Below are 12,419 nucleotides of genomic sequence, written 5' to 3'. Positions count from 1 at the left end.
ACAGGCACCACGCCCAACGGCGGCCCCTTACAGATGGGGAAGGTTGAATGATGGGGATGGACGAACGTCTCGGAACGCTGATCCAGGGTGAAGCTTGGCTAAGGCAGGCGGTTCGCCGCGCAGTCCGAACGTCGAAGGGATCAAAGCGCATGGTTCGCTGGTTCGGAACCTCATACCTCGCACAGCTCGATAGAGCCATCACCGAGGCTTCTGTCCTGGAACTGACTGGAGATTTGGCCGACTCAATCGAAAGGACGCTTCCGGGCGCAAGCCTGCGCACTGTAGTCAATCAAAGAAACGGTGAAGAGCTGGAAATCGCCTTCACCGTTGGAACCCAAAACTTACGCATAGGAGTCTGATGGCAGATCTGCCAACGATCGTACAACCAATTTCATTTGAGAAGACCTTTCAGGAAAAGCTGAAAAACTTCACCACGAATTATCAGGCCGAAGTGCCGGAATTCAAAACTCCGACACCGGCAGATCCTCTCTACCACATCCTCGTGGAGATTGCCCTCAGTGAGCTGATTGGGTCCGAGCGAATCGCCCAGGCTGGCTATGCTCAGCTGCTGAAGTATTCAAAGGATCTCGAGCTGCTCTTCAAAGCGAAGATCGGACCTGATGAAACCTATGAAGAGTTCGTGGAACGCATGGTCGCCAGCCTCTCTCTGGTCTCCACCGCAGGGACAGTTGCACAATACAAGGCTCTGACCTTTCTTTTTGGGAGATTGAGGTACACAGAAAGCAAGGAAGACAAGATCGCGCGCGTCAGGGGTGCCTACGTTGAGCCCGCTGGCAATGGCCAGCTTTTGATACACCTTCTGACCAGTACCGATCGCAAAGATCTGAACGATAAAATCCTGGAGGCGCTCTCCGACGCATTCGATGGCGAGAAAGTCAAACCTGTTCTCGACAGCGTTACCTTTCAGATGGCCAATGATATTCCCGTATCGATTCAGGGAACGATCTATCTCAAGCCGGGTTACACCCAGGACTATAAGAAAGACGTCGAAGAAAATCTGAGAAAAAGGTGGAATGAGGAACTCGCATTGGGTTGGCAGCCGACTACCAGTTGGATCGTCAAAGAATTGCACCAGATCGGTGTGAAGTCAGTCATTCTCACAAACCCCGTGACCGACACGATCGTTCCAAGCAAACAGTACGCTTCCATCAAAATGCTGGAGCTGAACTACATAGAGACAAATAATGATCGAAGCCGCAATTCGTGATGTCTTTCCGAAATTTGACGTCGCGCCAGTTCTTGGAGTTCGGTTGAGCACGGACCCAGAGATTCAGGAAGCCATCCTTTGGGAATACGGTCTCACTGAGCTTCTGCCCTATGCAGTCAAGCCCGAGACGCTGAAGAAGGAGGCGCTGGAATTCATCCGCATCCGGGGGACCTTGCACTCAATCCGCATGGCCATGCGGTGGGTAGGCTTCAATGAAATCAAATTTAACCGTCTGTCCTGGTACGAGTATGAGATCGATCCGGGCGCGATCCCGAAAGACCAGCAGATCGATGCAATCAAGGCGGCGCTGGCGGTTTCCGTTCAGGCCCGCGGAATACTTAGGAGAATCTATCACGAGAGTTTTGAGGTGAAGTACGGCTGACAATTACGTCCACGGCATTGTAATTCAGGAAAGCACGGGCGAGATCCGTGCAATCACATCCCCCAGCCAGTCCATTGTGGGTATCGTCGGCACAGCTGAAGGCATCACAACGCTTGAGGACGAAGTGCCCAAGGCGTTTTTTAAGAGGAAGGAAGCACTCGAAGCATTGAAGGCGCCAGCGGGCAAGGAGCCAGGATCTTTATACTTCGCTGTGCTCGGCGTCCATGACCAAACGGAAGATGTCATTGTCCTCGTGAAAGCAAAAAGCAGCGGTGAAAGCGACATGCAAAATGCAGTGAAGGCTCTCCTGGATGCTGAAAGCATTACAGGATACAAGCCCAAGGTTTTCATTGCAACCCAGCTGAATGCCGAAACCAGGGCAACGCCAACGAACCCTTCAGACCCGACCAATCCTGTGAACCCAGCGGACCCTGTGAACCCAGCGGACCCTGTGATTGACCGCCGCCGTCTGGCCGAAAGCGCGCAACCACACTCTTCAAGATCGCGAGCAACAACTTCAAGAAATCGAGGTGATGAATAGCCGAAACAACGACCGTAATTTCCAGCAATGAATCTGCAGCAAATTCCGATGCTGACAATCCACGAGATGCCACTGCCAATGGGCTTTTCACAACGATGGTAACCGTTGCAAAGCAACTTGGCGGCATAGGAATCTTCGACGTGCCCGGGAAGAAAGATGAGGCGCTGGCGTTCCAATCCGCAAACAACAGCGAGCGAATTTATCTCGTCTGGCCACAAGTAAAGGTTTCCTACAACAAGAAGACCATTGCAGTCCCTGCAAGCGCTTATGCTGCTGGCGTACTGGCGAAGATCAACTTTTGGGAAAGCCCATCAAACCAGCCAGTGAACGGGATTCTTGGTACTGAGTACCCGGTATCATTTGCGCTGGACGATGCGATGTCTCTTGGCCAGCTCCTGAACTCGAAGCAAGTCGCGACCATTGTCAGGCAGGATGGTTTCCGTCTATGGGGTGCGAGAGGCGCGGGGGAACCTGGCAACCTCAAGACCCATCAGATCCAAAAGGTCAGAATCACCGATGCAATTCGGGAAGCCATCCTTTCGAGCCATCGCTGGGCAGTGGCCAAGGGCATCACCGCCAACTATTTGAAGGCAGTACAAAATAGCGTGAAAACATACCTTGATGATCTTAAGAGCAAAGGTGCAATCGCGGGGGGCGACTGCGTGCCCGATGACGAGCAAAACACAGCAACCAATCTCTTTCAGGGCAAGGTCTTTTGGAAGTATTCATTCACCCCTACGCCCGTCGCCGAGACGCTTTATTTCATTGAAGAAATTACTGATTCATATCTAACGAAAATTGGAGCCTAAGCTATAAATTCAATTCGACTGATTCTCTTTTCCATCCCGATGTTCTTTGCTGCTGGCGTACTTGCCGAGGAGCTGCCGCCGATCTTTTCGGACGATGCCAATCCAAAATTTGAATCGATCTATTATCTCGACAACATCAGCAACACCACGCGCGATGCCGACCTTGTGCTGCGGGTAAACCGCAATGCTCCGTTCAATTGTACGAAAGCGACTTGCCCAGCGTCGGTGATCATCAACAACAAGACCGGCGCGGTTAATATCGCGGCACCAACAAAAGTGAACTCTCTCTATGTCGGTGACTCCAAACTTATCGATGCAAATGGAAAGTGGGTAGGCCCCAGCTCTGGATTGGTCGGACCACAAGGGCCGGAAGGACAGAAGGGGGACAAGGGCGATGCTGGTCCCAAAGGCGATACCGGTTCGAGCGGAGCGACCGGGCTCAAGGGCGACAAGGGTGATACTGGAGCGACCGGGCCCAAAGGCGATATCGGTTCGACTGGAGCGACCGGACTCAAGGGCGACAAGGGTGATACTGGTGCGACCGGGCCCAAAGGCGATACAGGTGCCACAGGACTCAAGGGCGACAAGGGTGATACTGGTGCGACCGGGCTCAAAGGCGATACAGGTGCCACAGGACTCAAGGGCGACAAGGGTGATACTGGTGCAACCGGAGCGACCGGACCCAAAGGCGATACCGGTTCGACTGGAGCAACTGGACCCAAAGGCGATACCGGTGCCACGGGACCACAGGGTTTGAAGGGCGATAAGGGTGACAAGGGCAGCTTTTCAAGTTGTGTAACCCGCTATGTTGAAATTCTCGTTGGAGATGGTCTTAACCCTGTTTCCGAATGCCTGGCCGGAGAAATCCTTGTCAGCGGCAGCTGCTATCTCTCTGATCAAAATGAAGAGATCTATCTCCAAAGCTCATTGACAGCCTCTGAGGATAACTTCCACCAGTGTTGGTGGAAGATAGCAAAACTCCCAGTCAATCCCAATGTCACTCTGCAGGCTGGAGCAACCTGTTGCAAGTTTTGATCGCGACTGCCTGCGATAGGCATCTATTAGTCATCAAAAACATAAGGATTCTCTCTGCGCTTTCCTAAGTTTCTTCACAATTTCAACGTTACATTTGGCATCAGCGACTTTTCCGGAATCTGCGAAGAGGTAACGTTACCAAAGCTCAAATTTAAAACTGAAGAATGGAGAGGGGCCGGCATGTCCGCTCCTCTTGAGATCGAAGTTGGTCTCGAAAAATTGGAATGCACCTTCAAATTTGGGGAGCAAACATTCGAAGGTTACCTCGGCGCTGGCCTCAACTTCGCAGGTATCATGACTGCCAACATCACAGGTTACATGAAGGGCCAGGACGGAACTTCAGACGGGATGGACTGCATCGTCCGCGGGTGGGTGAAAACGGTTGACCCCGGTACGTGGAAAGCGGGGGATATCAAGTCCTCAACGCAGACGGTGGAAATGGCTGTTCAGAGCTGGCTCATGACCCGAGGTATGGTGCCGCTGCTCACCATCGATATCGTAAACGGGGTTCAGCTGATTGGTCCAAGCGACCAGCATGCTGCCGCACGTCAACAATTGAAGTTGGGCTGATTTCAGCCCACTCTTACCAATAGGAGAAAATTTTAGCCTGATTCATACCCTCGAGTTCCCGATCGAATTCAATGGACAGACTTACCAAACCATTCGCCTCTCTGACTATATGAAGACGCGTCATCAACTCGCCTTCGCTGAGGTGGAAAAACTAAGAAAGAGCAAGCCCCCCGAAGACGATGATGAGGACCTTGAATCAAGAGGGTCTGTGATCCTCATGGCTTCATTCTGCGAGGACCTTCCCAGGGAAGCCGTATCAGAAATCTCCCTCGATGATCAGGTGCCGATCGGTCGGCACATTGAGAAAGTCACGACGGAGTATGCACGGCGCCAGGGCGGTGCTCAACCGCAAAAAAAGCCGAAGCCCAGGCCGCAGATCCCGTCACGACGCTAAGGCGTGCGATCTCGGTCATGTATCGGCGTTACGGTTTCTCTGCAACTCAGACGCTGGACATGGCCATGACCGAGTTCGACGCCTGGCTAGAGGCGCTTTGCGATGAAGAAGCAGCTCAAGACTCTGGTGGGCCAATCACCGGGGGAATGAACGACGGGGAATTTTCACAATCCGGAAGTTGGGAGTCCATCGGGCCTGGGTAACAAGCAAGTCAGTATAATGATCAGCGCTGCTTTCGACAGCGCATTCAAAAGCACCTTCTCCTCCGCAGATCAAAAAATCAAATCCTTGGGATCCACCCTTAAGGGCCTCAAAGCTGTAGCCAGCGATGTCAAAGGGCTCAAGGAAGCCAGGGAAGCAGTTGGTCATCTGACAACCAAAGTAGCTGAGCAGCGAGCAGAATTTGATAAGGCTGCCGCAGCAACGCTGGCTGCAAAAGAGGCATTGAAAGCTCAGCAGGACAAAGTAACAGCAGCGAAAGAGGCCAATGATAAGGCCCGGACTTCGTGGAAGGCGCTGAACAAGGAGCTTAAAGAGGCCAAGGCATCACTCCAGGGTGCCAAGGGTGAGACCGCGCACCTGGCGACAAGGGTTGCGCATCTGAAGCAAACGTCAGACGAAGCGAAAAAGGCGCAAGAGATGACGAAAGCCGCGCTGGAGTCGACTCGCATCGCCCTGGCTGCGCACACCAGGCAGGCTGAAAAGGACGATAAATCCCTTGAAAAATTGACTGCCACTGAGAAGAAACACGAGGCAGCCCTCAAGACAACTGAGACCCTGCTTACACGCTCAGAGCAGGCAGCCAAACATTACACAGAAAGTCTCGCAAAAGCTGGACATGGGACTGAGGACTTGGCCCGGTCTGAACAAATGCTTGAGCAGGCTATCGCCCGCAGATCACACCGCATGGCGGCTGTCGAACGGCAGCAGATGGTATCCGAAAAGGCGAAGTCCTTCCGTTCTGAAGCCACGACGCACCTCACTGATGCTCTGATCGCAGGGTATACACTCGTCAAACCCGTAAAGCTTGCCGCCGAATTTGAAGCGGCGATGATCCGCGTCAAGGCTATGGCCGGTGCCAATGCCGACGAATATAAGCGGCTTACGGCAGAGGCCAGACGCCTGGGCGCTGAAACCATTTTCTCGGCCACCCAGGTAGCCTCGGCCCAGAATGAATTGGCTACAGCCGGATTCAAGGCCAACGACATCATCAGGGTCATGCCCGACTTGCTCGGCCTTGCCGATGCGAGTATGAGCAGCCTTGCAACCACCGCGGAGGTTTCGGCGGCGGTTCTGCGCGGATTCAACTTGGATGTCTCCGAAATGGGAAGGGTGGGGGATGTCCTCACCGCCGCCTTCACTTCGTCGGCATCGAGCCTGGAAAGCCTTGGGGAAACGATGAAATACGTTGCTCCGGTGGCAAACGCTGTAGGTGCAAGTCTCGAGCAGGTAGCGGGCATGTCCTCAGTTCTTGGCAACGTCGGCATTAAAGGATCGCAGGCGGGTACGGGTCTGCGTGCGCTCTTCCTCCGGCTATCCGCGCCACCTGCTGCAGCACGGAAGCTCCTCAAAGAGATGAACATCTCCACAACCGATGCCGCCGGCAACATGCGGAACGTCCTCGATATCATCCACGACGTCAACCGCGCACTTGAGGGGGCCGGCTCGTCCAAACGCGCGAAGGCCTGGAAGGTTCTTGCTGGCGAGGAGGCAGCGGCTACCGGTATCGCCCTCGGACGATCTGAAAAGTCCGGAGCGCTCCAGCGTGAGATTAGAAACTATGAACTGGCCCCGACATTCAACCTGGTCGGCAAAAGTCTGGTCAAGATGCCGGACAACCAATTAAAGGATGTCGCGAAAGGTCTGGGAGTGAAGTTTAATCGCGCACTGTCTGATACGGGGATGACCGGGGTCCTGACCAAAGCCTTTAGCACTTCAAAAGGCAAGGACTTTCAGTCGAAACTCCAAACCGTTTATCAAGCGATGAAGATCCAACCAGGTCTCGGCGACATCAAGAAAGAAGAGCTGGATGTCACAGGGCGCAAGGCGGAACGCGCGCTGCAGAAGCTCCACATTAGTCCTTTTGACCCTTATGCTGGAGGTACGAAATCCAAAGAAGATCTTACCGGCGAAATCTCCGCAGCGATTGCAAAGCTGCCGAAAAATGAGCAGCTGCGGTATGTCGAACTCTTCTTCTCACGGACACGAAACGGCGTTCGCGAACTGGCCCTTGAATTCCAAAAAGCCGGCCCGAATTCTGACAAGCTCGTCCAGGCTCTCGGCAAGGTCAACTCCGTGGAAAGGGCGAGGAAAGAGCTTAGCGGGTCAGCTCTTAAGGCCTGGAGCGATTTCAAAGGGGATATCGAGGAAGCCGGTATCGCAATTGGCGAGTCCGTCCTGCCGATGCTCAAAGACCTCGGAGCCTGGCTTAAACCAATCGGTGAAGGCTTTGGCAAATGGCTTGGAACCCACCAGTCGTTGGTGAAGAAAATCATGATGGGTGTAGCGGGTGTGGTTGCATTCAACACTGCAATCGGTCTGGCCAAGTATTCCATGTCTGGCCTGCTCAGCATCGCATCTGGTGTTATGAAAGTCTGGAACGCTGGCACGTTTGTCAGAGACCAGCTCAAGGATAGGGAGTCGGGCACCAGGAAGGCGCTGAGACTTGCGGGCAAGGGTGGAAAGAAGGGCTGGCGCGCTGCGAAGAAGGTTGGAGGTTTTCTCATGAAGCATGGGGCGAGCGCATGGGGCGTCCTCAAGAAAGCAGGCCCGGCGGTCCTCAGCTGGGGTCCAAAGATCGGGAATGCTTTTGCAGCGGTTCGCACCGCAATGATGGCGTTTGCCGCTGCAAACCCGATTCTCCTGGGCGTTGTGGCTGTCGTGGCGCTGCTCGCCGCTGGCGCTTACTACGTTTACAAGCATTGGGACACAATCAAGCCAAAGCTGATTTCGCTTTGGTCAAGTACAAAAACTTTTTTTTCCAAAATTTGGGAAAATGTGCGAATTGCCTTCAAGGCTGCCTGGGACTTTATTATGAAATGTTTTGAGTGGACACCACTCGGAGCCCTGATCATGCACTGGGAACCAATCGTGAATTTTTTCAAAGGAATTTATGATAAGGCCAGACCCTATATTGAGAAGCTGTTCCCGTCTGAGGCCAAGGTAAACATCAAGGGGGAAACCAATTATCTTGATTCACCAAAAAGCAGCTCATGGTTATCAAATCCAGTCCAATTTCCGGCAGAAAAGTTTAAAGTTGATCCTCCAAGGCTTCCAGAGGCCACGAGGATGGCAGCGACCAGTTCCACTCGATCTTATTCGCAGAGGAATGCTGTCACGGTTCACGCACAAATTAACGTAGAGGGCGGAAACTCCGCTCCACGACAGGTAGCTCAAAGCCTTGTCGGTGAAGTGCGATCGGCATTTTCAAACCTGACCCAGTTCGATCTCTTTGACCCTGTGGAGGTGGCGAGCTAATCGACATCGTCCCATTTTTTAAGGAGCAGGTTTTTGCTCGACTCGGCACTTTCACTTTCAAATTAAAAACTCTCAGCCCCGATAAGGTCGATTACGAAACGCCTTATCGATGGGCGGATCAGGAACCGATTGGGTTCCATCCTATTTCGTCATATCTGGGGCCGGACAAGGAAAGGCTGACCCTGAGTGGGATCCTTTATCCTGAATTCTCAGGCAGGCTGGACCATCTGAAGCAGATTCGCGATCTCGGCGCTACAGGCTCGCCTCAGCGCCTGATCTATGCAGACACCCAGCTGGGTCAGAACATGGGGATGTGGAAGATCAAATCTATAAAAGAGAACCGATCGACCTTCTGGGGTGACGGCGTCCCCCGCAAGATCGAATTCACCATTGAGTTGGAGTCATATGCGCAGCGTGCAGCTTAGAGATGGAGATGAACTGGATGAAATATGCTGGCGGGAATACGGGGACCTTCCCGGTGCTCTTGAAGCAGTTGTCGCGGCCAATCGGGACGTTCTTTCAAAAGTGCTGATAGATGACAAGGGAAAGGCCAGCTCACTCGTGGACAACTTTGGACGGGTCGGCATGCTGACAAAGCCAGAATTCATTCTTCTGCCGGACCTCGAACGTCCAACAGACATTACGAAATCCGAGAGAATTTTTGACTGAAACCAAATTTTAGGATCAAGACTTCTGGAAAGGACCTGACCGAAGCGATTAAGAGTCGCCTGATTAGGCTTTCGGTAAGGGATGCGAGTGGAATCAAGAGCGATGCCATGTGCCTGGAGCTGGTAGACGATCCTGCACTTGCATGGCCGGCTGATGGGCAGGTGTTTGATGTAGCGATGGGGTGGGAGGACAAGCTTGTTGACCTCGGATCATACGCTACGAAGCATATTTCGTGCTCCAGGTCGCCTCCAGTGCTCAAGATCGAATGCGCGGCTGTCGAGCAGCATGCAAGCCTCAAAAGCCAAAGGTCGCAGGGGTGGGATTCCGTATCCCTCGGAGACATCGCGCAGGCGATAGCACGGAGGAATGGCCTCAAAGCTGCCATAGCTACGGAATTTTCCAAGGTCAGGATTGAGCATGAGGACCAGACGGAGTCGGACATGGCTTTTCTCACGAGGCTTGGCAGGCGATTCGATGCTGTGATCAAGGTTGCATCGGGCCGGCTAACCATGACCGGTACAAGCCGGGGAAAGAAAGCTAGCGGCGATTCCTTCACTCCGATCGTCCTGACAAACATTATGCGGTGGGAATACTCCGGAGAGCAGACGAAAAAATACACCGGCGTTAGAGCATACTGGTGGGACGAAGCTGCAGCGGAGAAGCGCTATGTCCTGGTCGGGAAGCAGGGAGTTGTTCTGGAACTGGATTACAACAAAGGATCCGCTACCGAAGCGCGACATGCGGCTGAGACCAAATTCCGCGAAATCGTGCGCAAAGGAAAGAAGTTCTCCTTCACAATTCCGGGTAATCCGGACATTGCCTCTGAACGCCGAGTTCTTGCGAGAAGTGTTCGAGAGGGTGTTGATGGAGAATGGACGGTAAAAAGTGTTGAACATGTGCTTGACTCCGGAAGTTTCGTAAGCACTGGGAATTGCGAAGTGGATGGATACAAGGAAACCATTGAACAGTCAGATGAAAACGTCGACTGATTTTTTCAATCTCAGCTTTGAGCGAGGAAATATTGGTACCAATTGAATGCTTGAAAAAGAGAATACTATTGACGCTAGCAAAGAATGACGGAAAGGCTCTGCAGAGCACGATAATCGAACAGTGCGTGGGGAAAAAATCCAGACTTATCAGTGTACTCGATGATTTGGCGGTCAGCGGCCAATTGGTCAAATCAGGAATCGGCAAGAAAGGTTGCCCGCTCACTTTTTGTCTCGCTGAGAAACCCATAGCCTGCGATGAAAATGAAATGCACGATGATATCGTGAGCATTGCCATATGAACGCGATAGGGCTATTGGAGAAATTGAAATCGATCGGCTTCGACATTGCTATTGACGGTGAAGATTTAAAAGTGATAGGCCAGAATTCGAAACTCACGCCAGATCTTTTATCAGAAATTCGACACTTAAAGCCGCAAGTTCTGGCGATATTACGAGCCCCTTCCTCGCTGCGGAAAAGCAATGCCTACAGGGCCTATGATTATCCTGATGGAAGTCGCTTCGAGTTATCTAAAGAAGATTTCGATGAAATCGTTTCGTTCTTTTCGATATTTATAGATCCGGATATCCAGACTTAGATTTATCGTTAGATTGAGAAAATCATAGGAGGGAACATGAATTGGGATTGTCGCCTTGAGGAAAACAGGAAGTCCATCGGCATAGTTCGCGTAAGTGGCAAAGGCCAGGAAGCAGGTGTTTCATTTGAGGTACAGGAAAGGGAAATATTAAAATACTGCCAAGAGATTGGCCTGGAATTGGATCGAGTGGCGAAATTCTCTGAATCAGCCAAGGACCATGAGGAACGAAAGAAATACGACGCTGAGATCAATTACACTCTCAAGAACAATATCAAGCACCTGATTTTCTACATGAGTGACCGTGAAGCGCGAAACCTTACGGATCTTGAAAGGAATACCAAACTCATCCTCCGAGGCACAGTTGTTGTGCATCACGTCCATGAACGCAAGGTTTACTGGCGAAAGACTTCGGTGAACGATATCACCATGCGCAACATCAGCGGTTCTTTTAATACCGCATTCAGCATGCTTAACGCTGCGAAGGTTACAGATGCACTTATTGCAAAAGCTGAGTTGGGTTGGTTCCCCTGCGCGGTGGCTCCATTGGGATATCTATGCAGAAGGGCAGTCTCGTCAACTGGGCGAGAAGGTTCCCGTGGCATTTCGATCATTGTTCCCGATCCCAACCCGATAGTGCAACGTCTGCTTTTGCGAGAGTTTGATCTTCGCGCCAAAGGTTTTTCCGTGCGAGAGATCCACAAGAAAATCCTTGCAGAGAAGCTGCCGATTCCTCCAGTCCTGAAGACCTATTCCATGAAAGGGGTCGAGTACCGACTTAAAAATCGGTTCTACCATGGATACTTTAAATGGGCAGGTAAAGAGTACCGTGGCATTCACGAACTGATAATACCTGCTGATGTACTTAAAAAAGTGGAAGCGATGAATAAGGGCCGGATCATAAGAACAAGGCCCGATGGACCTATGTCCGGGTGGATAAGATGTGGAGATCCAAGCTGTGGATGCCTTTTTGTTTATGACCCTAGACCAAAGGCAATCATTTCGACTGGAGAGGTGAAGACGTTCCGGTACTATCATTGCACCGATGGCAAGAACACGCATGGTGGATCGCTAAAAGGCTTCAGGACCACTGAGGAAGAGTTGTTTGAACAGTTCGGGCGTGTGTTCAGCAAGATTACGATTTCAAGCCGTATGGCCGACGACATCAGCAAAGCCATTCGGGCGCGAAAAGATCAGAGCGCTACCGAATCGAAAAAAAAATTTGACGAGTACAAGCGTACTCTGAAAGAGCTGGAACGGAAAGAGGACGAAGCGTATCAGCACTTCACGAGTGGCATCCTCGATAGCGTTTCATTTAAGCGCGTCGTGACTAGGCTGAGAAATGAAAAGGATAGAACGAACGATCTCCTTGCCAGCGAGCAGCAGCCTTTGTCCGTCACTACGGCCCACAGTGTGGAAAACATTCTCCAACTGTGCAATACACTTGAATTACAGTGGAAATCGCTTTGTGCATTTGAAAAAGTGGAAATCCTGAAAAGGGTGGTTTCCAACCCAGTCTTTGCACATGGAACCCTGCGATATGAATTAAGAAAACCGTTCCATGTGATCAGCGAAATGAGGGAGAAGGAAGAATGGTGGGACTGCCCAGACTCGAACTGGGGACCTCTACGATGTCAACGTAGCGCTCTAACCAACTGAGCTACAATCCCGTGCAGGAGCACCTTTTCTAACGGGTGCCAGCCGCCTTGTCAATCTCTTAAAAACCGTGCCCG

15 protein-coding genes, 1 tRNA gene and 1 pseudogene are annotated in these 12,419 nt (G+C 51.9%); 15 read left to right on the top strand and 2 right to left on the bottom strand.

The annotated features are described in order from the left end of the window. The first annotated feature begins 47 nt into the window (after window positions 1-47). The 15 genes and pseudogenes from VE954_RS23190 to VE954_RS44370 all read left to right on the top strand — a co-directional run. Window positions 48-359: a hypothetical protein gene (locus VE954_RS23190; protein ID WP_324957249.1), complete on the top strand. Its 312-nt coding sequence runs from the start codon at window positions 48-50 to the stop codon at window positions 357-359. Beyond that, window positions 359-1,228: a baseplate J/gp47 family protein gene (locus tag VE954_RS23185; protein WP_324957246.1), complete on the top strand. Its 870-nt coding sequence runs from the start codon at window positions 359-361 to the stop codon at window positions 1,226-1,228. Before VE954_RS23190 ends, VE954_RS23185 begins: the two co-directional genes overlap by 1 nt. After that, window positions 1,206-1,610, top strand: a complete 405-nt coding sequence (locus VE954_RS23180) for a hypothetical protein (protein ID WP_324957244.1) — start codon at window positions 1,206-1,208, stop codon at window positions 1,608-1,610. Before VE954_RS23185 ends, VE954_RS23180 begins: the two co-directional genes overlap by 23 nt. 76 nt (window positions 1,611-1,686) lie before the next feature. Beyond that, the gene (locus tag VE954_RS23175; RefSeq protein WP_324957242.1) at window positions 1,687-2,151 is read left to right on the top strand and encodes a hypothetical protein; all 465 of its coding nucleotides are present in this window, start codon (window positions 1,687-1,689) and stop codon (window positions 2,149-2,151) included. Beyond that, on the top strand, window positions 2,148-2,960 hold the full coding sequence (locus VE954_RS23170) for a phage tail sheath family protein (RefSeq protein ID WP_324957253.1): 813 nt from the start codon (window positions 2,148-2,150) through the stop codon (window positions 2,958-2,960). The genes VE954_RS23175 and VE954_RS23170 overlap by 4 nt, the downstream gene beginning before the upstream one ends. A gap of 39 nt (window positions 2,961-2,999) precedes the next feature. Continuing rightward, complete coding sequence (locus VE954_RS23165) at window positions 3,000-3,995, top strand: hypothetical protein (RefSeq protein WP_324957240.1); 996 nt, start codon at window positions 3,000-3,002, stop codon at window positions 3,993-3,995. 54 nt (window positions 3,996-4,049) lie between these two features. Further along, entirely contained in the window at window positions 4,050-4,565 is a 516-nt protein-coding gene (locus VE954_RS23160; protein WP_324957251.1) for a phage major tail tube protein, read from the top strand. A gap of 109 nt (window positions 4,566-4,674) precedes the next feature. Beyond that, window positions 4,675-4,959, top strand: a complete 285-nt coding sequence (locus VE954_RS23155; RefSeq protein WP_324957238.1) for a hypothetical protein — start codon at window positions 4,675-4,677, stop codon at window positions 4,957-4,959. A 219-nt stretch (window positions 4,960-5,178) separates the two neighbouring features. Continuing rightward, on the top strand, window positions 5,179-8,436 hold the full coding sequence (locus VE954_RS23150) for a phage tail tape measure protein (RefSeq protein ID WP_324957237.1): 3,258 nt from the start codon (window positions 5,179-5,181) through the stop codon (window positions 8,434-8,436). Next, complete coding sequence (locus tag VE954_RS44375; RefSeq protein ID WP_414699026.1) at window positions 8,436-8,861, top strand: phage tail protein; 426 nt, start codon at window positions 8,436-8,438, stop codon at window positions 8,859-8,861. Before VE954_RS23150 ends, VE954_RS44375 begins: the two co-directional genes overlap by 1 nt. Beyond that, the gene (locus tag VE954_RS23145) at window positions 8,842-9,105 is read left to right on the top strand and encodes a tail protein X (protein WP_324957235.1); all 264 of its coding nucleotides are present in this window, start codon (window positions 8,842-8,844) and stop codon (window positions 9,103-9,105) included. The genes VE954_RS44375 and VE954_RS23145 overlap by 20 nt, the downstream gene beginning before the upstream one ends. 107 nt (window positions 9,106-9,212) lie before the next feature. Further along, window positions 9,213-10,094, top strand: a complete 882-nt coding sequence (locus VE954_RS23140; protein ID WP_324957234.1) for a hypothetical protein — start codon at window positions 9,213-9,215, stop codon at window positions 10,092-10,094. 68 nt (window positions 10,095-10,162) lie between these two features. Continuing rightward, window positions 10,163-10,393, top strand: coding sequence for a hypothetical protein (locus tag VE954_RS23135; protein WP_324957233.1), 231 nt, complete (start codon window positions 10,163-10,165; stop codon window positions 10,391-10,393). Further along, window positions 10,390-10,689, top strand: coding sequence for a hypothetical protein (locus VE954_RS23130; protein WP_324957231.1), 300 nt, complete (start codon window positions 10,390-10,392; stop codon window positions 10,687-10,689). The genes VE954_RS23135 and VE954_RS23130 overlap by 4 nt, the downstream gene beginning before the upstream one ends. Before the next feature lie 36 nt (window positions 10,690-10,725). Continuing rightward, window positions 10,726-11,190: pseudogene (locus tag VE954_RS44370) on the top strand (recombinase family protein); the annotation flags it as partial. 72 nt (window positions 11,191-11,262) lie between these two features. Here the strand turns inward: VE954_RS44370 and VE954_RS23125 are convergent. Together VE954_RS23125 and VE954_RS23120 are read right to left on the bottom strand one after the other, a co-directional pair. Next, window positions 11,263-11,388 carry a hypothetical protein gene (locus tag VE954_RS23125; RefSeq protein WP_324957229.1) on the bottom strand — a complete coding sequence of 42 codons (126 nt, stop codon included), beginning with the start codon at window positions 11,386-11,388 and terminating at the stop codon, window positions 11,263-11,265. 891 nt (window positions 11,389-12,279) lie between these two features. Continuing rightward, window positions 12,280-12,356, bottom strand: a tRNA-Val gene (locus VE954_RS23120). Window positions 12,357-12,419: the final 63 nt, after the last annotated feature.

The organism is Oligoflexus sp., assembly GCF_035638955.1.
Lineage (GTDB): Bacteria > Bdellovibrionota_B > Oligoflexia > Oligoflexales > Oligoflexaceae > Oligoflexus.
The sequence above is the reverse complement of the archived record's forward strand: the minus strand, read 5'-3'. Positions and strand labels throughout refer to the sequence as shown.

Bases quoted from the DNA above. Each gene is read 5' to 3' on its own strand.
- VE954_RS23190 (WP_324957249.1), top strand. From the start codon at position 48: ATGATGGGGATGGACGAACGTCTCGGAACGCTGATCCAGGGTGAAGCT.
- VE954_RS23185 (WP_324957246.1), top strand. From the start codon at position 359: ATGGCAGATCTGCCAACGATCGTACAACCAATTTCATTTGAGAAGACC.
- VE954_RS23180 (WP_324957244.1), top strand. From the start codon at position 1,206: ATGATCGAAGCCGCAATTCGTGATGTCTTTCCGAAATTTGACGTCGCG.
- VE954_RS23165 (WP_324957240.1), top strand. From the start codon at position 3,000: ATGTTCTTTGCTGCTGGCGTACTTGCCGAGGAGCTGCCGCCGATCTTT.
- VE954_RS23155 (WP_324957238.1), top strand. From the start codon at position 4,675: ATGAAGACGCGTCATCAACTCGCCTTCGCTGAGGTGGAAAAACTAAGA.
- VE954_RS23150 (WP_324957237.1), top strand. From the start codon at position 5,179: ATGATCAGCGCTGCTTTCGACAGCGCATTCAAAAGCACCTTCTCCTCC.
- VE954_RS23145 (WP_324957235.1), top strand. From the start codon at position 8,842: ATGCGCAGCGTGCAGCTTAGAGATGGAGATGAACTGGATGAAATATGC.
- VE954_RS23140 (WP_324957234.1), top strand. From the start codon at position 9,213: ATGTGCCTGGAGCTGGTAGACGATCCTGCACTTGCATGGCCGGCTGAT.
- VE954_RS23130 (WP_324957231.1), top strand. From the start codon at position 10,390: ATGAACGCGATAGGGCTATTGGAGAAATTGAAATCGATCGGCTTCGAC.